The 19,484-nt window shown below is 73.0% G+C and carries 16 protein-coding genes and 1 tRNA gene; 16 read left to right on the forward strand and 1 reads right to left on the reverse strand.

Translation table 11 applies throughout. The features are described 5' to 3' along the window. The first annotated feature begins 106 nt into the window (after nucleotides 1-106). The 14 genes from hisI to ACFU5G_RS21180 all read left to right on the forward strand — a co-directional run bounded on the left by hisI (nucleotide 107) and on the right by ACFU5G_RS21180 (nucleotide 17,630). Nucleotides 107-493 (forward strand): phosphoribosyl-AMP cyclohydrolase, encoded by a 387-nt coding sequence (hisI, locus tag ACFU5G_RS21115; protein ID WP_020014736.1) that lies wholly within the window; start codon nucleotides 107-109, stop codon nucleotides 491-493. Beyond that, nucleotides 490-2,097 (forward strand): anthranilate synthase component I, encoded by a 1,608-nt coding sequence (locus ACFU5G_RS21120; RefSeq protein ID WP_377249271.1) that lies wholly within the window; start codon nucleotides 490-492, stop codon nucleotides 2,095-2,097. The genes hisI and ACFU5G_RS21120 overlap by 4 nt, the downstream gene beginning before the upstream one ends. Further along, nucleotides 2,094-2,780, forward strand: coding sequence for a Trp biosynthesis-associated membrane protein (locus ACFU5G_RS21125; protein WP_377249273.1), 687 nt, complete (start codon nucleotides 2,094-2,096; stop codon nucleotides 2,778-2,780). Before ACFU5G_RS21120 ends, ACFU5G_RS21125 begins: the two co-directional genes overlap by 4 nt. A 61-nt stretch (nucleotides 2,781-2,841) precedes the next feature. Continuing rightward, nucleotides 2,842-3,102 (forward strand): HGxxPAAW family protein, encoded by a 261-nt coding sequence (locus tag ACFU5G_RS21130; RefSeq protein ID WP_020014739.1) that lies wholly within the window; start codon nucleotides 2,842-2,844, stop codon nucleotides 3,100-3,102. An 8-nt stretch (nucleotides 3,103-3,110) separates the two neighbouring features. Further along, entirely contained in the window at nucleotides 3,111-3,401 is a 291-nt protein-coding gene (locus ACFU5G_RS21135; protein ID WP_377249275.1) for a DUF4190 domain-containing protein, read from the forward strand. Next, nucleotides 3,385-3,819, forward strand: a complete 435-nt coding sequence (locus tag ACFU5G_RS21140; protein ID WP_377249277.1) for a DUF2752 domain-containing protein — start codon at nucleotides 3,385-3,387, stop codon at nucleotides 3,817-3,819. Before ACFU5G_RS21135 ends, ACFU5G_RS21140 begins: the two co-directional genes overlap by 17 nt. Before the next feature lie 220 nt (nucleotides 3,820-4,039). Continuing rightward, complete coding sequence (gene trpC / locus ACFU5G_RS21145) at nucleotides 4,040-4,855, forward strand: indole-3-glycerol phosphate synthase TrpC (protein WP_377249279.1); 816 nt, start codon at nucleotides 4,040-4,042, stop codon at nucleotides 4,853-4,855. 11 nt (nucleotides 4,856-4,866) lie between these two features. Continuing rightward, a complete protein-coding gene (trpB, locus tag ACFU5G_RS21150; RefSeq protein WP_377249281.1) occupies nucleotides 4,867-6,162 on the forward strand; it encodes a tryptophan synthase subunit beta in 1,296 nt (431 codons plus the stop codon). Continuing rightward, nucleotides 6,159-7,079: a tryptophan synthase subunit alpha gene (gene trpA, locus ACFU5G_RS21155; RefSeq protein WP_377249283.1), complete on the forward strand. Its 921-nt coding sequence runs from the start codon at nucleotides 6,159-6,161 to the stop codon at nucleotides 7,077-7,079. The genes trpB and trpA overlap by 4 nt, the downstream gene beginning before the upstream one ends. After that, entirely contained in the window at nucleotides 7,076-8,149 is a 1,074-nt protein-coding gene (lgt, locus tag ACFU5G_RS21160) for a prolipoprotein diacylglyceryl transferase (RefSeq protein ID WP_377249285.1), read from the forward strand. The genes trpA and lgt overlap by 4 nt, the downstream gene beginning before the upstream one ends. A 115-nt stretch (nucleotides 8,150-8,264) precedes the next feature. Further along, the gene (gene gltB / locus ACFU5G_RS21165) at nucleotides 8,265-12,848 is read left to right on the forward strand and encodes a glutamate synthase large subunit (RefSeq protein ID WP_377249287.1); all 4,584 of its coding nucleotides are present in this window, start codon (nucleotides 8,265-8,267) and stop codon (nucleotides 12,846-12,848) included. Further along, nucleotides 12,841-14,319, forward strand: a complete 1,479-nt coding sequence (locus ACFU5G_RS21170; protein ID WP_377249289.1) for a glutamate synthase subunit beta — start codon at nucleotides 12,841-12,843, stop codon at nucleotides 14,317-14,319. The genes gltB and ACFU5G_RS21170 overlap by 8 nt, the downstream gene beginning before the upstream one ends. Nucleotides 14,320-14,390: 71 nt before the next feature. After that, nucleotides 14,391-15,827: a pyruvate kinase gene (gene pyk / locus ACFU5G_RS21175; RefSeq protein ID WP_020014748.1), complete on the forward strand. Its 1,437-nt coding sequence runs from the start codon at nucleotides 14,391-14,393 to the stop codon at nucleotides 15,825-15,827. A gap of 135 nt (nucleotides 15,828-15,962) precedes the next feature. Beyond that, nucleotides 15,963-17,630 carry a RyR domain-containing protein gene (locus ACFU5G_RS21180; protein WP_377249291.1) on the forward strand — a complete coding sequence of 556 codons (1,668 nt, stop codon included), beginning with the start codon at nucleotides 15,963-15,965 and terminating at the stop codon, nucleotides 17,628-17,630. A 134-nt stretch (nucleotides 17,631-17,764) separates the two neighbouring features. Here the strand turns inward: ACFU5G_RS21180 and ACFU5G_RS21185 are convergent. Beyond that, nucleotides 17,765-17,848 (reverse strand) — tRNA-Leu (locus tag ACFU5G_RS21185). A gap of 81 nt (nucleotides 17,849-17,929) precedes the next feature. Between ACFU5G_RS21185 and ACFU5G_RS21190 the strand changes: the two genes are divergently transcribed. Both ACFU5G_RS21190 and ACFU5G_RS21195 read left to right on the forward strand, forming a co-directional pair. After that, on the forward strand, nucleotides 17,930-18,592 hold the full coding sequence (locus tag ACFU5G_RS21190; protein WP_020014751.1) for an ANTAR domain-containing response regulator: 663 nt from the start codon (nucleotides 17,930-17,932) through the stop codon (nucleotides 18,590-18,592). A gap of 147 nt (nucleotides 18,593-18,739) precedes the next feature. Beyond that, the gene (locus ACFU5G_RS21195; protein ID WP_377249293.1) at nucleotides 18,740-19,399 is read left to right on the forward strand and encodes a GNAT family N-acetyltransferase; all 660 of its coding nucleotides are present in this window, start codon (nucleotides 18,740-18,742) and stop codon (nucleotides 19,397-19,399) included. Nucleotides 19,400-19,484: the final 85 nt, after the last annotated feature.

Consider the following 19,484-nt stretch of genomic DNA (forward strand, 5'->3'; position numbering starts at 1 on the left):
TGGGGGCCCCCCTACCCGGGTCCGCCGGGGTGCGGTCGGGGGCCGGCCGGGGGGCGGGGGTTTAAAACACCCCGGCCGTCGGCCCACGACGTGGCAGGATTCTCAGGTGCCCGAAGTTCTCGACCCCACGCTCTCCGCCCGACTCAAGCGGGACGACGCCGGCCTGGTCGCCGCCGTCATCCAGCAGCACGACACGGGCGAGGTGCTCATGGTCGGCTGGATGGACGACGAGGCGCTGCGCCGCACCCTCACCGAGGGCCGCGTGACGTTCTGGTCCCGCAGCCGCCAGGAGTACTGGCGCAAGGGCGACACCTCCGGGCACGCCCAGTACGTCAAGGCCGCGAGCCTCGACTGCGACGGTGACGCCGTCCTGGTCCAGGTGGACCAGATCGGCGCGGCGTGCCACACCGGCACGCGCACCTGCTTCGAGGCCGGCGGCGACCTGGGCGCGGCGGTAGGCGCACCCGACCAGCGACACGAGGAGACCCGGTGACCCAGCTCGACACCCACGAGGCCCGCACGGCGACCGCACCCGCCGACCTGCCGTGGGGTCGCACCTGGCCGAGCCTGCCGGAGTTCCGCGAGATGGCCGCCGACCGCCGGGTGATCCCCGTGGTCCGCCCCCTGCTGGCCGACGACGCCACGCCCGTCGGCCTCTACCGGACCCTCGCCCAGGGCCGCCCCGGCACGTTCATCCTGGAGTCGGCGGAGTCCGACGGCGTCTGGGCGCGCTGGTCGTTCGTGGGCGTCGCGTCCCGCGCGACCCTGACCAGCGACGGCGGCCAGGCCGTGTGGACCGGCGACGTGCCCGTCGGCATCCCGACCACCGGCGACGTCGTCGACGTGGTCGAGGCGGCGCTCGCGGCGCTCCGTACGCCCGGCGTGGCCAACCTGCCGCCGCTGACCGGCGGCCTGGCCGGCGTGCTGGGCTGGGACATCGTGCGGCACTGGGAGCCCACGCTCCCCGCCACGGCCCCGGACGAGACGGGCGCCCCCGAGCTCGCGCTGTGCCTGGCCACGGACCTCGCGGTCGTGGACCACCGGGAGGGCACGGTCTGGCTGGTCGCCAACGCGATCAACGCCGACGCCACCGACGAGCGCGTCGACGAGGCCTACGCCGACGCCGTCGCCCGGCTGGACGCCATGGAGGCCCAGCTCGCGGCCGGCGGCCCCCGGGTCACGTCCGTCGTGGTCGAGGACGCGCCCGAGCCGCAGCTCGAGTTCCGGTCCACGCGCGAGGAGTTCGAGGACGCCGTGCTCGCGGGCAAGGAGGCGATCCGCGACGGCGAGGTGTTCCAGGTGGTGCTCTCCCAGCGCCTGGACCTGGCCTGCGCGGCCGACCCGCTGGACGTCTACCGGGCGCTGCGCACCATCAACCCGAGCCCGTACATGTACTACTTCCACCTGGCCAAGCCCGACGGCGCCGAGTTCGCCGTCGTGGGCTCCAGCCCGGAGACCCTCGTGAAGGTGGACGACGGCCACGTCACCACCTACCCGATCGCCGGCTCCCGGCCGCGCGGCGCCCACCCCGAGGAGGACGCCGAGCTGGGCGAGGAGCTCCTGGCCGACCCCAAGGAGCGGGCCGAGCACATCATGCTCGTCGACCTGTCCCGCAACGACATGGTCAAGGTGTGCGAGCCGACCAGCGTCGAGGTGGTCGAGTTCATGAAGGTGCGCCGGTTCAGCCACATCATGCACATGTGCTCCACCGTGGTGGGCCGGCTCCGCGCGGGCTTCGGCGCCCTGGACGCCCTGCGGGCCACCTTCCCGGCGGGCACGCTGTCCGGGGCGCCCAAGCCCCGGGCGATCGCTCTGATCGACGAGCTGGAGCCCGCCTCCCGCGGCATCTACGGCGGCGTGTGCGGATACTTCGACTTCGGCGGCAACATGGACATGGCGATCGCGATCCGCACCGCGTACATCGCGGACGGCCGCGCCAGCGTGCAGGCCGGCGGCGGCATCGTGGCCGACTCGGTGCCCGCCCTGGAGTACGCGGAGTCGCGCAACAAGGCGGCCGCCGCCGTGCGGGCCGTCCAGCTCGCCTCCCGGCTCGCGCCGCTGCGCACGGCGACGACGCGGACCGGAGGCGGCAAGTGACCCGCACCCGCACCGTCCTCGCGCTGCTCGTGCTGGGCGCGCTCACCTTCGGCACGGGCTCGCCCACCTGGATCACGACGACGGTGGCCACGGCGCTGGAGCCCGAGGTCGCGGTCGCCGCGACCGGCACCTCGGCCGCGCCCGGCGTCGGCGCGGGCGCCCTCGTGCTGCTCGCGGCGGGTATCGCGTGCGCGCTGACCGGGCGCGTGGCCCGGTACGTCGCCCTCGTGGTCGCCGCCGCGGCCGGTGTGCTCGTGGTGGCCAGCACGCTCGTCGTCGTCGGCGACCCGACTCCCGCCGCGACCAACGCGGCGTCCGCCCAGAGCGGCGTCACCGAGCTGACCTCGCCCGTCGTGCTGACCTCCTGGCCGTGGGCCGCGGTCGCCACGGGCGTGCTCGCCGTCGTCGTCGCGGTCTGGGCCGGCATCGCCGCCCGGGGCTGGACGGCGACGTCGGCCCGCCACGAGCGGGCGGGGCAGGGCACGGCGGCGACCGCCGCCGGGACCGCGGGCGAGCCGGGCACGGCAACGCCGGCGGCCGACCCCGACGCCGCCCCCGAGGCGGCCGGGACGGGCGCCGCCGGAGACCCGGCCGGCAGCACCGAGGACGACGCCGACGACGAGATCGACCCCCACGACGCCTGGGACGCACTGTCCCGGGGCGACGACCCGACGGGCCGCTGACCCGGCCGGAAACGGTTAGGCTGAGCGCGTACCGCACGACACGAAAGGCATCAAACCTGCGATGACCGAGAACAAGCCTGAGATCGCCTACCTCCCGCCGGGCGTCCCGCCGACCAACCACGGCCACACGGTCGCGGCGTGGGTCACGATGGTCGGGATCACGCTGGGCGTGCTGATCTCCTCGTGGGGCGTCGTGGTGGCCCAGTCCTGGTCGTCGTGGCTGGTCCTGTTCGTGCTCGGCTTCGTCGTGGTCGGTGCCTCGCTGATCATCGGCCTGGTCCTGCGCAACCTGGGCCTGGGCCAGAAGACGGTCCAGCGGTAACCGGTGCCATGACCGCCCTGGAGATGGCCGCACCGTCCGCCGCCTACCCCCGCAACAACCTGGGGGTCTGGTCGCTCGTGCTGGGCATCGCGTCGATCGTGCTCCTCCTGGGTGTCCTCACGGGCATCCCCGCGATCATCGTCGGCAACCAGGGCCGCCGCGCCGTCCGCGCGGGCGAGGCCGACAACGAGGGGACGGCGCTGGCCGGCGTCGCGCTGGGCTGGCTGTCCCTCGCGATCCTCGCGTTCGTGATCGGCCTCGTCATCGTCCGCTTCCTGGCGGGTGGGCCCCATTCCTGAGACCGCCGTCCGGCCGGCCACGGCACCCGCCCTGCGGGCGCCGCTGCTGGCCGGGGCGGCCGTCGGGGCGGCCACCCTCCTGGTGGCGCTCCGCGACCCGCACGTGCAGGGCTCCTACGGGTTCTGCCCGCTGCTGGAGCTGACCGGCCTGGCCTGCCCGCTGTGCGGCGGGCTCCGCGCCACGCACGACCTGGCGCACCTCGACCTGGCGGGCGCCTGGTCGGCCAACGCGCTGTGGACCGTCACGGCCCCCGTGCTCGTCGTCGTGTGGCTCGCCTGGCTCGTGGCCGCGGCCCGCGGCCGCCCGTTCCGCGGCCTGTCCAGCACCGCCGGCTGGGTCACGCTCGGGGTCGCGCTCGCGTTCCTCGTGGCGCGGAACCTGCCGTGGCTGCAGCCCTGGCTGACCCCCTGGATCTGATCCCCGCGCTGATCAGGCGATCCTCCGGGGAGAGCGCGTCACACCCGGCCCGGGATCTGACGGGACGTCGTCTCACGGGCCGGGAGTGGTCAGGACCACACCCTGGATCCGCCTACCATGGCCATGGGGCACAGGTCCCAGCAGGCGCACTAGGCGTCATCAGCCGCACGAACGAGGCCGCCTGCCGAGGGCAGAGCAAGGGCACGGGGAGGCTCATTACATGTCGGTCCTGGAGGACATCGTCGCGGGGGTTCGTGAGGACCTCGCGGAGCGTGAGGCGCGCGTGCCTCTCGACGCGCTCAAGGAGCGCGCCGCCGCGGTGCCCGGGGCCCTCGAGTGCCTCGGCCGCCTCAAGCAGGCGGACGCCCTCTCGGTCATCGCCGAGGTGAAGCGCTCGAGCCCGAGCAAGGGGTCCCTGGCCCCGATCGCCGACCCGGCGGCGCTGGCCGTCGAGTACGAGACCGGCGGGGCCTCGGCGATCTCGGTGCTCACCGAGCAGCGCCGGTTCCACGGCTCGCTGGCCGACCTGGACGCCGTGCGCGGCCGGGTGGACGTGCCGGTGCTGCGCAAGGACTTCGTCGTGACGCCGTACCAGGTCTGGGAGGCCCGCGCGCACGGGGCCGACCTGGTCCTGATCATCGTGGCGGCCCTCGAGCAGACCGTGCTGGAGTCGCTCGTGGAGCGCGTGCACTCGCTCGGCATGACGGCGCTCGTGGAGACGCACAACCTCGAGGAGGTGCGCCGGGCGGTCGACGCCGGGGCGCGCGTCGTGGGCGTCAACGCCCGCAACCTCAAGACCCTCGAGCTGGACCGCGGCCTGTTCCGCAGCCTCGCCGAGTACATCCCGGACGACGTGATCAAGATCGCCGAGTCCGGCATCCGTGGCCCGCACGACGTGATGGAGATGGCCCGGGCCGGCGCGGACGGCGTCCTGGTGGGCGAGGCCCTCGTGACCGACGGCGCCCCGCGCGCCTCGGTGGCGGACCTCGTCGCCGCGGGCTCCCACCCGTCGCTGCGGTCCGTGCGGCCGGCCTGAAGGGATCCCAGATGAGCGACGTGAAGCTTTCCGACGTCTCCGGCCCGTACTTCGGTCAGTACGGCGGTCGCTTCGTGCCCGAGGCGCTGATCGCCGCGCTGGAGGAGCTGGACACCGAGTTCCGCAAGGCGGCCGACGACCCGCAGTTCGCGGCCGAGCTGCAGCGCCTGCACCGGGAGTACACCGGCCGGCCCAGCCCGCTGACCGAGGTGCCGCGGTTCGCGGCGCACGCGGGCGGCGAGCAGGGCGGGGTGCGCGTGTTCCTCAAGCGCGAGGACCTCAACCACACCGGCTCGCACAAGATCAACAACGTGCTGGGCCAGGCGCTGCTCGTCAAGCGCATGGGCAAGAAGCGCCTCATCGCCGAGACGGGGGCGGGCCAGCACGGCGTCGCCACCGCCACCGCGGCCGCCCTGATGGACCTCGAGTGCGTGGTCTACATGGGCGAGGAGGACACGCGGCGCCAGGCGCTGAACGTGGCTCGCATGCGCCTGCTCGGCGCCGAGGTCGTGCCGGTCAAGATCGGCTCGCGCACCCTCAAGGACGCGATCAACGAGGCGCTGCGCGACTGGGTCGCCAACGTCGAGACCACGCACTACCTGCTGGGCACCGTCACGGGCCCGCACCCGTTCCCCGAGATGGTGCGCCAGTTCCACCGCATCATCGGCGAGGAGGCGCGTGAGCAGATGCTGGAGCGCACCGGCCGCCTGCCCGACGTCGTCGCGGCGTGCGTGGGCGGCGGGTCCAACGCGCTGGGCATCTTCAACGCGTTCCTCGACGAGCAGAGCGTCGAGCTGCGCGGCTTCGAGGCCGGTGGCGAGGGCATCGAGTCGGGCCGCCACGCGGCCCGGTTCAGCGGCGGCGCGCTGGGCGTGCTGCACGGCGCGCGCTCCTACCTGCTGCAGGACGACGACGGCCAGACGCTGCCGAGCCACTCCGTCTCGGCGGGCCTGGACTACCCGAGCGTCGGCCCCGCGCACGCCTGGCTGCACGACCTGGGCCGGGCCACCTACGAGCCCGTGACCGACGACGAGGCCATGGAGGCGTTCCGCCTGCTGTGCCGGACCGAGGGCATCATCCCGGCCATCGAGTCGGCGCACGCCCTCGCGGGCGCGCTGCGGATCGGCCAGGCCGCCGCGGCCGAGGGGCGCACCGGGCCGGACGGCCAGCCGCTCCTGCTGCTGGTGAACCTGTCGGGCCGGGGGGACAAGGACGTGGCGACGGCCGCGCGCTGGTTCGGGCTGCTGGACGGCGCCGACAACGGCGTGGCCGCGGAAGAGCTCGAGCGGCAGGAGGGCCGGGGATGAGCACGCTGACCGAGCCGGCGACGGGACCGTACACGGGGTCCCGCAGCGCCGACCTGATCACCCGCCTGCGCGAGCAGGAGAACCGGGCCGCCCTGGTGGGCTACCTGCCGGTGGGCTACCCGACGGTGGACCGGTCGATCGAGGCGCTCAAGACGCTGGTCGACCACGGCGTCGACCTGATCGAGCTGGGTATCCCGTACACCGATCCCGTCCTCGACGGCCCGGTGATCCAGGCCGCGGCGCAGGGCGCGCTCGACGCGGGCGCCCGCGTACGGGACGTGTTCCGCGTGGTGCGGGAGCTGAACGACTACGCGCCGCACGTGCCCGTGCTGGTCATGACGTACTGGAACCCGGTGCTCAAGTACGGCCCGGACGCGTTCGCGCGCGACCTGGCCGCCGCGGGCGGCGCCGGGCTCATCACGCCCGACCTCATCCCGGACGAGGGCGCCGACTGGATCGAGGCCAGCGAGAAGCACGGCCTGGACCGTGTGTTCCTCGTGGCCCCCAGCTCGACGCCCGAGCGGCTGCGGCTCACGGCCGGCCAGTCGCGCGGCTTCGTGTACGCGGCCTCGCTCATGGGCGTCACCGGCGTGCGCAACGAGGTGGGCTCGCGCGCCGAGCAGCTCGTGGCCGACACGCGCGCCGCGGGCGCGCCGAACGTCTGCGTGGGCCTGGGCGTCTCCACGGGGGCGCAGGCCGCCGAGGTGGGCCGGTTCGCCGACGGCGTCATCGTCGGCTCCGCCATGGTGCGCCCGCTCCTGTCCGACGGCCCGCTGCCGGACGACGAGTGGGCGGTCCGTCTCACGGATCTGGCCGAGGTGACGGAGGACCTCGCGGCCGGGGTACGGTCGGCTCGCGCCTCGGCGCCCGCCGACGTCCCCGCCGGTGCGAAGACCACCTCCGGAGAGGCCCTGTGACGCTGCTGACCGCACTGCCGGCCGCTCTGCACGAGCTGCCCGCCGCGCTGTCAGCGTTGCCGCAGGCGCCCGCCGCCTCGCAGATCCCCAGCCCGGGCCAGCACACCTGGTACCTCGGCATCTTCCCGGTGCGCGCCTACGCGCTGGCGATCCTCGCCGGCATCGTCATCGCCGTCTGGATGACCGCGCGGCGCTGGAAGGCGCGCGGGGGCAACCCGGACGACGTCCTGGAGATCGCGTTCTGGGCGGTGCCGTTCGGCATCGTCGGCGGCCGGATCTACCACGTGCTGTCGTCCCCGGAGCGGTACTTCGGAGAGAATTTCTCGGGCGGGGGCGATCCCGTCAAGGCGCTCTACGTCTGGGAGGGCGGCCTCGGCATCTGGGGCGCCGTGGCGCTCGGCGCCGTCGGCGCCTGGATCGGCTGCCGCAGGCAGGGCGTACGGCTGTCGTCGTTCGCCGACGCCGTCGCGCCGGGCCTCCTCGTCGCGCAGGCCGTCGGCCGCCTCGGCAACTGGTTCAACCAGGAGCTGTACGGGCGGCCCACGGAGCTGCCCTGGGGCCTGCACATCGACGCCGAGTACCTGGTACCCAACCCGGCGACGGGCGTGGCGTACCCGGAGGGCACGCTGTTCCACCCGACCTTCCTGTACGAACTCCTGTGGAATCTCCTGATGGCCGGAGTTCTGCTGTTTCTAGACCGTCGGTTCAGGTTGGGTCATGGGCGGGTATTCTGGGCGTACGTCCTGCTCTACACTCTCGGACGGGTCTGGATCGAGATGCTCCGCATCGACGATGCGGAGCAGGTGCTGGGGCTCCGCCTCAACGTCTGGACCTCGATCCTCTTGGGCCTAGCGGCCCTGGTGGTCTCGATCGTGCTGGCTCGCAAGTTCCCCACCAGGGAAGAGTCCGTACGGCTGCGACCTGAGGACGACGAACCACCGGCCGGCCCACGGGCCGAGCCGGAGCCTGACCCAGGAGTCGAAGGGACCGGCGAGGCCGAGGCCGAGCCGGAGGAAGGCAAGACAGCAGCACAGGAGGAGTCCGACGCGGACGCCTCCGTGCGCACCTGAGGGGCACGACCGCCGGGACCACCGGACGACGAGCCCTGAGACCGACCGGGCCGCCGTCGTCCCGGACCACCCGCAAGGACTGCGCTCGGCTGCGGCCGAGTGCCTGTGAGGACCCATGACCAAGCCGTTGCCGACACAGAGGGTTGGGCTGCCGACGCAGACGTTTGAAGGCGGCCTCTACGACCCGGCGGCCGAGCACGACGCGTGCGGCGTCGCCTTCGTGGCGACCCTGCGCGGAACGCCCGGGCGCGACATCGTCGATGCCGGGCTCACCGCCCTGCTGAACCTCGATCACCGCGGCGCGGTGGGGGCGGAGGAGGACAGCGGCGACGGCGCCGGCATCCTCACCCAGATCCCCGACGCGTTCGTCCGCGACGTGGTCGGGGTGGACCTGCCGCCCGCCGGGATGTATGCGATCGGGACGGCGTTCCTGCCGACCGACGAGGCCGAGCGGGACGCCATGGTGGCCCGCGTCGAGGCGCTGGCCGCCGAGGAGAAGCTCGACGTGCTCGCGTGGCGCGACGTACCCGTGGACGCCGGCATCGTCGGCCCGACGGCGCGCGCCTCCATGCCGGTGTTCCGCCAGATCGTGGTGGCCGACCCGTCGCGCTCCCTGTCCGGCATCGACCTGGACCGCCTCTGCTACCGCCTGCGCAAGCGGGCGGAGAACGAGGTCGGGCTCTACTTCGCCTCGCTCAGCGCCCGCACCCTGACGTACAAGGGCATGCTGACGACGGCGCAGCTCGAGCCGTTCTTCCCCGACCTGTCGGACCCGCGGTACGCCACGGAGCTGGCGCTGGTCCACTCGCGGTTCTCCACCAACACGTTCCCGTCGTGGCCCCTGGCGCAGCCGTTCCGGCTGCTGGCCCACAACGGCGAGATCAACACCGTGCGCGGCAACCGCAACTGGGTCGCGGCGCGCGAGGGCACCATGGAGTCCGACCTGCTCGGCGACCTGGCGCCGCTGCAGCCGGTCTGCTCGCCCGGCGCGAGCGACTCGGCGAGCTTCGACGAGGTGCTGGAGCTGCTGCACCTGTCGGGCCGCTCGCTGCCGCACTCGGTGCTGATGATGGTGCCCGAGGCCTGGGAGAACAACCCCGGCATGGACCCCGCGCTGCGGGCGTTCTACCAGTACAATGCGAACCTCATCGAGCCGTGGGACGGCCCCGCCTCCCTCACGTTCACGGACGGCACCCTGATCGGCGCCGTGCTGGACCGCAACGGCCTGCGCCCCGGGCGCTGGTGGGTCACCGAGGACGGGCTGGTCGTGCTGGCCTCGGAGGCCGGCGTGCTCGACATCGACCCCGCCACGGTGGTCCGCAAGGGCCGCCTGGAGCCCGGCAAGATGTTCCTCGTCGACACCGGCTCCGGCCGCATCGTCGAGGACGAGGAGGTCAAGTCGAGCCTCGCCTCGATGCACCCCTACGGGGACTGGATCCGCGAGCACTCCGTCTACCTCGACGAGCTGCCCGACCGCGAGCACGTGGCGCACAGCCCGGCGTCGGTCCGGCGTCGGCAGCGGGCCTTCGGCTACACCGAGGAAGAGCTCAAGATCATCCTGTCGCCGATGGCGACCACGGCCGGCGAGCCGCTCGGCGCCATGGGCTCCGACACGCCCGTCGCCGTCCTCTCGCAGCGGCCTCGGCTCCTGTTCGACTACTTCACGCAGATGTTCGCGCAGGTGACCAACCCGCCCCTGGACGCGATCCGCGAGGAGCTGGTCACGGCCATCGGCAGCGCCATCGGCCCGGAGCCGAACCTGCTGGCCGACCTGCCGGAGCACGCGCGCAAGCTGGTGCTCGGCTTCCCGGTGCTGGACAACGACCAGCTCGCCAAGGTCGTGCACGTCGAGCGCGACCGGGAGCTGGAGGGCCTGTTCCAGGCCGAGACCATCCAGGGCCTGTACGACGTCTCGGGCGGCGGCGCCGCGCTGCTGGCCCGGCTGGAGGCGATCTTCGCCGACGTCGACCGGTACGTGGAGCAGGGCGCGAGCTTCCTCGTGCTCTCCGACCGCGACGCCAACTCCGAGCTCGCCCCGATCCCGTCGCTGCTGCTGACCAGCGCCGTGCACCACCACCTGGTGCGCAAGCACACCCGCAACCGGGTCTCGCTGGTGGTCGAGGCCGGCGACGTGCGCGAGGTGCACCACGTCGCGCTGCTGATCGGCTACGGCGCGGCCGCGGTGAACCCGTACCTCGCCATGGAGACGGTCGAGGACCTGGCCCGCCGCGGCTACCTGGACGTGACGCCCGAGCAGGCCGTGGCCAACCTCATCAAGGCGCTCGGCAAGGGCGTGCTCAAGGTGATGTCCAAGATGGGCATCTCCACGATCATGTCCTACCGCGGCGCGCAGATCTTCGAGGCCGTGGGCCTGTCCCACGACCTGGTCGAGGACTACTTCACCGGCACCACCTCGCGCCTCGGCGGCATCGGCCTCGACGTCATCGCGGCCGAGGTCGCGGCGCGGCACGCCGAGGCGTACCCGCCGTCCGGCAACAAGAAGCCGGGCGAGCGCCTGACCACCGGCGGCGAGTACCAGTGGCGGCGCGACGGCGAGGACCACCTCTTCGACCCGGAGACGGTGTTCCGCCTGCAGCACGCCACGCGTTCGGGCCGGATGGACATCTTCCGGCAGTACACGCGGCGCGTGGACGAGCAGTCCAACCGCCTCATGACGCTGCGCGGCCTGCTGCGCTTCAGCCCCGACCGCGAGCCGGTGCCGATCGACGAGGTCCAGCCGGTCAGCGAGATCGTCAAACTGTTCAACACGGGCGCCATGTCCTACGGCTCCATCTCGGCCGAGGCGCACGAGACCCTCGCCATCGCGATGAACCGCCTCGGCGGCCGCTCCAACACGGGCGAGGGCGGCGAGGACCCGGAGCGCCTGTACGACGACGAGCGCCGCTCGCGCGTCAAGCAGATCGCCTCGGGCCGGTTCGGCGTGACGTCGGAGTACCTGACGCAGGCCACCGACATCCAGCTCAAGCTCGCCCAGGGCGCCAAGCCCGGCGAGGGCGGCCAGCTGCCCGGGAACAAGGTGTACCCCTGGGTCGCCAAGACCCGGCACTCGACGCCCGGCGTGGGCCTCATCTCGCCGCCGCCGCACCACGACATCTACTCGATCGAGGACCTGGCGCAGCTGATCCACGACGCGAAGAACGCGAACCCGTCGGCGCGCGTCCACGTGAAGCTGGTCAGCGAGTTCGGCGTCGGCACCGTGGCCACGGGCGTGTCCAAGGCGCACGCGGACGTGGTGCTCATCTCGGGGCACGACGGCGGCACGGGCGCCTCGCCGCTCACGTCGCTCAAGCATGCCGGCACGCCCTGGGAGATCGGCCTGGCCGAGACCCAGCAGACCCTCGTGCTCAACGACCTGCGCGACCGCATCGTGGTGCAGGTCGACGGCCAGATGAAGACGGGTCGCGACGTGATCGTCGCGGCGCTGCTCGGCGCCGAGGAGTTCGGTTTCGCGACCGCGCCCATGGTGGTCTCGGGCTGCATCATGATGCGCGTCTGCCACCTGGACACGTGTCCCGTCGGCGTGGCCACGCAGAACCCCGAGCTGCGCAGCCGGTTCACCGGCAAGCCGGAGTTCGTCGTGAACTTCTTCGAGTTCATCGCCCAGGAGGTGCGCGAGCACCTCGCGGCGCTGGGCTTCCGCAGCCTCGAGGAGGCCGTCGGCCAGGTGCAGGTGCTCGACACCCGCAAGGCCGTGGACCACTGGAAGGCGGAGGGCCTGGACCTGACGCCGGTGCTGGCCCGTCCGCAGCTCAAGGAGGGCTCGTCCCTGCGCTACACCACGGCGCAGGACCACGGCCTGGCCCGCGCGCTGGACAACCAGCTCATCGCGGCCGCCGGCCCGGCGCTGGAGCGTGGCGAGGCCGTCAAGATCGAGCTGCCGGTGCGCAACGTGAACCGCACGGTCGGCACCATGCTCGGCCACGAGGTGACCAAGCGGTACCGCGGCGCGGGTCTGCCCGACGACACGATCGAGGTGACCCTGACCGGGTCGGCCGGCCAGTCGCTCGGCGCGTTCCTGCCGCGCGGCGTCACGCTGCGCCTGTTCGGCGACGCCAACGACTACGTGGGCAAGGGCCTGTCCGGCGGCCGCGTCGCGGTGCGGCCCGACAAGGCGGCCGTCCTGGGCGGCGCCGACGTCATCGCGGGCAACGTGATCGGCTACGGCGCCACGTCCGGCGAGGTCTTCCTGCGCGGACGCGTGGGGGAGCGGTTCGGCGTGCGCAACTCCGGCGCCACCCTGGTGGCCGAGGGCGTGGGCGACCACGCCTGCGAGTACATGACGGGCGGCACCGTGCTGGTGCTCGGCCCCACGGGCCGCAACGTCGGCGCCGGCATGTCCGGCGGCACCGCGTTCTTCCTGGACCTGCGGGTCTCGCGGGTCAACCAGGTCGCGCTGGAGGCGGGCGAGCTCGCCGTCGGCGTCCTGGACGACGCCGACTGGGAGACCGTGCGCGGCCTGCTGGAGCGGCACCACGCCGAGACCGGGTCGGCCGTCGCGGCCGAGCTGCTCGCGGACCCGGAGGCTGCGCGCGGCCGGTTCAGCCGTCTGCTGCCCCCCGGCTGGGCGCGCGTGCGCCTGGCCCTTGCCGAGGCGGAGGCCGCCGGCACCGACATCTCGGGCGCGTCCGAGTGGGACCCGTCCGTGTGGAACCAGATCATGGAGGTGGCTCGTGGCTGACCCCAGAGGATTTCTGAAGGTCCGGGACCGGGAGCTCCCGGCCAACCGTCCGGTCGAGGTGCGCCTGCGGGACTGGAAGGACACGCACGCCCACCGCACGGAGGGGCAGCCGTTCCTCAAGGAGCAGGCCGGCCGCTGCATGGACTGCGGCGTGCCGTTCTGCCACCAGGGCTGCCCGCTCGGCAACCTGATCCCCGAGTGGAACGACCTCGTCTGGCGCGGCCAGTGGGCCGACGCGGTCGACCGCCTGCACGCCACGAACAACTTCCCGGAGTTCACCGGGCGGGTGTGCCCGGCGCCGTGCGAGTCGTCCTGCGTGCTGAGCATCAACCAGCCCTCGGTGACGATCAAGAACGTCGAGGTCTCGATCATCGACGAGGCGTTCGCGCGCGGGCTGGTCACGCCGCACGTCCCGGAGCGCCTCACCGGCTCCACGGTCGCCGTCGTCGGCTCCGGCCCGGCGGGCCTGGCCGCGGCGCAGCAGCTCACGCGGGCCGGCCACACCGTCGTCGTCTACGAGCGGGACGACGCCATCGGCGGCCTGCTGCGCTACGGCATCCCGGACTTCAAGCTGGAGAAGCTGCACATCGACCGCCGCCTGGCGCAGATGGAGGCCGAGGGCACCCGGTTCCGCGCCGGCGTGACGATCGGCGAGGACATCAGCTGGGACGCGCTGCGCCGCCGGTTCGACGCCGTCGTGGTCGCCACGGGCGCCACCGTGCCGCGCGAGCTGCCCGTCGCGGGCAGCGACCTGGCCGGTATCCACTTCGCGATGGACTACCTGACGCCCGCCAACAAGGCGGTCGCCGCCGGTACCCCGGACGCGCTGCCCGAGGGCGCGCCGACGGCGGCCGGCAAGCACGTGGTCATCATCGGCGGCGGCGACACCGGCTCGGACTGCCTCGGCACCGCGCTGCGCCAGGGCGCCGCGAGCGTCACCACGCTCGCGATCGGCAAGAAGCCGCCGACAGACCGGCCGGCCCACCAGCCGTGGCCCACCGACCCGATCCTGTTCGAGGTCTCGACCTCGCACGAGGAGGGCGGCGAGCGCACGTACCTGGCCTCGACGGTGGAGTTCCTGGCCGACGCCGACGGCAACGTCCGCGCGCTCCAGGTCGCCGAGACCGAATACCTTCCCGACGGCCGTCGGGCGCCGAAGCCGGGCACCGAGCACGAGATCCCCGCGGACCTGGTGCTCGTGGCCATGGGCTTCACCGGCCCCGAGACCGGTGTGCTCGAGGAGCAGACCGGCATCGAGGTCACCGAGCGTGGCCTGGTGGCCCGCGGCGACGACTACGCCGCGAGCCTCCCGGGCGTGTTCGTCGCCGGCGACGCCGGCCGCGGGCAGTCGCTCATCGTGTGGGCCATCGCGGAGGGCCGCGCCGCGGCCGCCGCGGCCGACACCTACCTTCAGGGCAGCACCGAGCTGCCCGCCCCGGTGCGCCCGCGCACGCTCGCTCTGCGATCGTGACCCGAGAACTTCACCGGGAGTTGTACACCCCCACAGGGCGCACAGGCGCCCACCATGCCTAGGCTGGAGACATGCGCAGAGCCAAGATCGTGTGCACCATCGGACCCGCCACGGAGAGCCCGGAAAAACTCCGGGAACTCGTTGACGCCGGCATGAACGTGGCGCGGATCAACCGCAGCCACGGCGAGCAGGAGGCGCACGCGGCGGTCTACCGGAACGTGCGAGAGGCCGCCAAGGCGGCAGGAAAGTCGGTCGCCGTACTGGTCGACCTGCAGGGACCCAAGATCCGGCTCGGCCGGTTCGCGGGAGACGAAAAGCATTTCTTGAACAAGGGCGACACCTTCACCATCACGACCGAGGACATCCTCGGCAACCGTGAGATCGTCTCGACCACCCACAAGGGACTCGCGTCCGACGCCCAGGTCGGCGACCCGCTGCTGATCGACGACGGCAAGGTGCGCGTGCGCGTCACCGCCGTCGAGGGCCCCCGGGTCATCACCGAGGTCGAGGTCCCGGGCCCCGTCTCGAACAACAAGGGCATCAACCTGCCCGGCGTCGCCGTGTCGGTGCCGGCCCTGTCCGACAAGGACGAGTCGGACCTGCGCTGGGCGCTGGCCCTGGGTGCCGACTTCATCGCGCTGTCGTTCGTGCGGTCCGCCAAGGACTACGAGGACGTCCGCCGCGTGATGGAGGAGGAGGGCCGCACGGTCCCCGTCATCGCCAAGATCGAGAAGCCGCAGGCCGTGGAGAACCTCGCCGAGGTCATCGCCGCGTTCGACGGCGTCATGGTGGCGCGTGGTGACCTCGCGGTCGAGATGCCGCTGGAGCAGGTGCCGCTGGTGCAGAAGCGCATCGTCGAGATGGCGCGCCGCAACGCCAAGCCGGTCATCGTGGCCACGCAGGTGCTGGAGTCGATGACCACGTCGCCGACCCCGACCCGCGCCGAGGCCTCGGACTGCGCCAACGCGGTGCTCGACGGCGCCGACGCGGTCATGCTGTCGGGGGAGACCTCGGTGGGCGACTACCCGATCATCACGGTCCAGACCATGGCCCGGATCATCGAGGCCACGGAGGAGGCCGGCCGGGAGCGCATCGCGCCGCTCGGTTCCACGCCGCACACCCGTGGTGGCGCCATCACGCGTGCCGCCGCCGAGATCGGCGAGACGCTCGGGGTCAAGTACCTCGTGACGTTCACGCAGTCCGGTGACTCCGCGCGCCGGATGTCCCGCCTGCGCTCGTCGATCCCGCTGCTCGCCTTCACCCCGGAGCAGGACGTCGCCAACACGCTCGCCCTGACGTGGGGCACGAACGAGTACCTGGTGCCGAAGGTCGACACCGTCGACGCGATGGTGGCCCAGGTGGACCTGACCCTGCAGGACCAGGGTCTGGCCGAGAAGGGCGACACGGTCGTGGTGGTCTCGGGTGCGCCGGTCGGCGTGCCGGGCACGACCAACTCGATCCTGGTGCACCGCATCGGCTCGCAGGCGGACGGCCGCAGCCAGGTCTGACCTGACGGCGGTACCTGTCAGACGCCCCCGCAGGTGTCAGACACACAGGTCACTCGCGTGACCCGTGCGTCTGACACGTGCGGGGGCGTCTGACACGTTCGCACCCGGTGTGCGAGATGTCGCTATTGTTCCGGCGTGACCCGCGCCTCCTTCCCCTGGTCCCGTATCGGCTTCGCCGTCCTCGTGGTGGTCTCGCTCGGCCTCGGCTGGTGGGGCCTGATGCTCGACACCACGCACGTGCCCGGCCGCACCTGGTACGACGTCGTCTACCACGACCTGCAGCTCTTCGTGATGGGCGCCGACCCGGCCAGCGAGGGGGGCGGGCTGTCCTGGCAGCTCCAGGTCGCGCGGTTCCTCGCGCCCGGCACCGCCGTCTACGCGCTGTTCGAGGCGGCGCGCGCCCTGTTCACCGGGGAGATCCGCCGGTTCAGGGAACGGCGCGCCCGCGGCCACGCGATCGTGGTGGGGGAGACCGGCGCCGCCGACACCGTCACCGCCGCCCTCGAGGCGGCCGGGCACCGGGTGCTGCGCGCCGCCGACGCCGCCGGCCTGGCCGGCGTCGGGCTGACCGGCGCGACCGTCCTGTACGCGTGCGGCGACGACACCACCGAGGCGACCGCGAACGTGCTCACCGTCGCCGAGGCGGAGGCCGCCGTCCGCCGCGCGGGCAGCGGGCCGGAGCGGCTGTACGCCCATGTCAGCGACCCCGACCTGGGCGTCGCGCTGCAGGCGCGGCACCTGAGCTGCGCCGAGCCGGGTGTGGACTTCTTCACGCTCGACGTGATCGCCGCCCAGGCTCTCGCGGTACGTGAGGTGCGTCGCATCCTGGACGCCCCGGGCGGCCCCGCGCCGGTGACGCACCTGGTGGTGGTCGGCTCGGGCGAGTTCGCCAAGGCCCTCGTGGTGGGCCTGGCCCGGGAGTGGGAGCTGGCCGGCGACGGGCTGCGGCTGGTGGTCGACCTGACGGCGGACGACGCCGACCACGTGGCCGGCGAGCTGCGGGCGCGCTGGTCGCCCGTGGCCCGGCGGATCGAGCTGCGGGCCGTGCCCGTGCTCGGCACCGGCAGCGCCGCTGCCCCCGACTCGGTGTACGTGTGCCACGCGTCCGACGGCACCTCCCTGCGGGTGGCGCTCACGGCGACGTCGCTGTGGCACGGCGGGCCCGGCTCGCTCGTGCTCCTGCTGGACGGCCTGGCGGGCCTGACGGACGCGTTCGGCACCGAGGCGTCGCGCGTGCTCGACAACCTGGACGGCCGCCTGCGCACCGTGACCACGCGCGACCTCCTCGCCGACGTCGAGCGCGTGGAGGCCCGCGCGCACGACGACATGTACGAGCGCATCGCGCGGTCCGTGCACCACGTCTACCTGCGCAACCAGCTCGAGCGCGGCGTCGCGTGGGGCGAGGTCCCCGCGATGGTGCGCTGGGAGGACCTGCCCGACGCCCTGCGGGCCTCCAACCGCGGCTGGGTCGTGGGGCTGCCCGCGCGGCTGGCCCGGATGGGCGCCACGATCGCGCCGCGCGACGGGGCGCCCGAGGTGGTGTTCGAGGGCGCCGAGCTGGACCGGCTCGCCGAGGCCGAGCACGAGCTGTGGGAGTCCGTGCGCGTGGCGCAGGGCTGGCGCAGCGGTTCCGTGCGGGACGACGACGCCCGCGTGCACCCGATGATCGGCATGCCGTGGTCCGAGCTGCCCGAGTCGAACCGCGAGAAGGACCGCGACGTGGTGCGGCTGCTGCCCGAGATCCTGGCGGAGTTCGGGCTGGAGGTCGTGCGGTACGAGGCGATCCCGGTCGCCGTCGGCTGACGCCGGTCGACCATGCACCTGCTGCCAACCGGACGCCGGTTCTGGCAGCAGGTGCATGCTGAACCGGATTCAACCTGTGATGTTGAGTAAGTGGTGCCACCGACCACTGACATCAGAGGACAGGAGTTCGAATGTGCCGGGTGTGGGACTCGAACCCACACGCCCTCGCGGGCAGCGCTTTTTGAGAGCGCCGCGTCTGCCTGTTCCGCCAACCCGGCCTTCCAGGACACGAACTATGTCCCGGCGCACATCGAACCACACCGCTGGCCTGGGTCCCAAGCCCAGGTGCGCGACGTAGGATGTCCTTCGTGACCGACGAGAACACCGAGAAGCTTTCCCTGGATCTGCCCCCGCTGGTCGATGCCGAGCCGGAGGCCGCTCCCGCACACCCGTCCCGCCGCGCCGTCGTGGCGGAGGACGAGGCCCTGATCCGCATGGACGTGGTGGAGACCCTGCGCGAGGCGGGTTTCGACGTCGTGGGCGAGGCCGGTGACGGCGAGACCGCCGTCAACCTGGCCATCGAGCTCAAGCCCGACGTCGTCGTGATGGACGTCAAGATGCCCGAGCTGGACGGCATCTCGGCCGCCGAGCGCATCGGCAAGGCCCACGCCGCGCCTGTGGTGCTGCTCACGGCGTTCTCGCAGACGGAGCTCGTCGAGCGCGCCCGCGACGCCGGCGCCATGGCCTACGTGGTCAAGCCCTTCACCCCGGCCGACCTGCTGCCCGCCGTCGAGATCGCGATCTCGCGCTACTCGCAGATCGGCGCGCTCGAGGCCGAGGTCGCGGACCTGACCGAGCGCTTCGAGACCCGCAAGCGCGTGGACCGGGCAAAGGGCCTGCTCATGACCAAGATGGGCCTGTCGGAGCCGGAGTCGTTCCGCTGGATCCAGAAGACGTCGATGGACCGCCGCCTCACCATGCGCGAGGTCGCGGACGCCGTCATCGAGCAGGTCGGCGCCTGAGCCGACCCTGACTGACGCCTGTTCCGGGCCACCGTCCGGAGCGGGTGAAATTTGAGGCCGCGTGTTCTCTGCCGGCCCGGGCAGTACTAGTGTCTGCGCGGGGCCGGAGGTGAACTCCGGTTCCCAGACACCCGGGAGGAGACAAGCGTGCGCACTGTGCTCGACATACACCTGGCGCGGGAGGCCGACCTGCCTGCCGTCGCGGCGTTGGCCACGGCCGCGCGCGACGACTCGCCCGCCGGGGCCCAGCTCGGCGCCCAGGAGATCGACCGGCTGCTGGAGCACCTGAGCGTGCTCATCGCGGCCGGTGGCCACGTGCTGGTCGCGGAGCAGGACGGCCGCGTCGTCGGCGTCGTCCTCGGCCGGGTCGTGGCGGCCTACCTCTTCGCGGAGCGCGCCAGCCTCTACCTGGACATGCTGTTCGTCTCGCCGCAGGCGCGCCGGCACGGCGTCGGGCACGCCCTGCTGCGCGCGGCCGCCGACCTCGCGGCCGAGCACGACTGCCACGACATCTACTCCGCGCCCGTCCCGGGCAACCGGGGCGTCCAGCGGTTCCTCGCCCGGCTCGGGTTCGCCCCGGCCGCGGGACACCGTGTGGCGTCCGTCGCGGCGCTCCAGCGCCGCCTGGCGGAGGCCCCGGTGCGGGACGGCGGCCACGGCCGGCGGTTCGCGCCCCGCGGCGGCATCGAGGACCTCATCGCGCGGCGCCGGCGGGCCCGGTCCGTTATGGAGTCCGGCCCCATCGACATGCGATCGGTGGGCGGCGGCGCCCCCTCGCGCCGCCACCACCAGGCCAAGGCGGGCTGAGCCTCCGGCTCAGTCTCTGCTTGTTGTCGGCTGAGCCTGCGGTTCCGCTCCGGGCGGGTGCCTCGTTCCTCGGCCCCCACCCTGC

It is taken from the genome of Promicromonospora sp. NPDC057488 (assembly GCF_042802395.1).
Lineage (GTDB): Bacteria > Actinomycetota > Actinomycetes > Actinomycetales > Cellulomonadaceae > Promicromonospora.

What these genes read in the sequence shown, in the direction of transcription:
- ACFU5G_RS21130 (WP_020014739.1), top strand. Translation starts at nt 2,842, where the DNA reads ATGACCGAGAACAAGCCTGAGATCGCCTACCTCCCGCCGGGCGTCCCG.
- ACFU5G_RS21135 (WP_377249275.1), top strand. Translation starts at nt 3,111, where the DNA reads ATGACCGCCCTGGAGATGGCCGCACCGTCCGCCGCCTACCCCCGCAAC.
- trpC (WP_377249279.1), top strand. Translation starts at nt 4,040, where the DNA reads ATGTCGGTCCTGGAGGACATCGTCGCGGGGGTTCGTGAGGACCTCGCG.
- trpB (WP_377249281.1), top strand. Translation starts at nt 4,867, where the DNA reads ATGAGCGACGTGAAGCTTTCCGACGTCTCCGGCCCGTACTTCGGTCAG.
- trpA (WP_377249283.1), top strand. Translation starts at nt 6,159, where the DNA reads ATGAGCACGCTGACCGAGCCGGCGACGGGACCGTACACGGGGTCCCGC.
- gltB (WP_377249287.1), top strand. Translation starts at nt 8,265, where the DNA reads ATGACCAAGCCGTTGCCGACACAGAGGGTTGGGCTGCCGACGCAGACG.
- pyk (WP_020014748.1), top strand. Translation starts at nt 14,391, where the DNA reads ATGCGCAGAGCCAAGATCGTGTGCACCATCGGACCCGCCACGGAGAGC.
- ACFU5G_RS21190 (WP_020014751.1), top strand. Translation starts at nt 17,930, where the DNA reads ATGTCCTTCGTGACCGACGAGAACACCGAGAAGCTTTCCCTGGATCTG.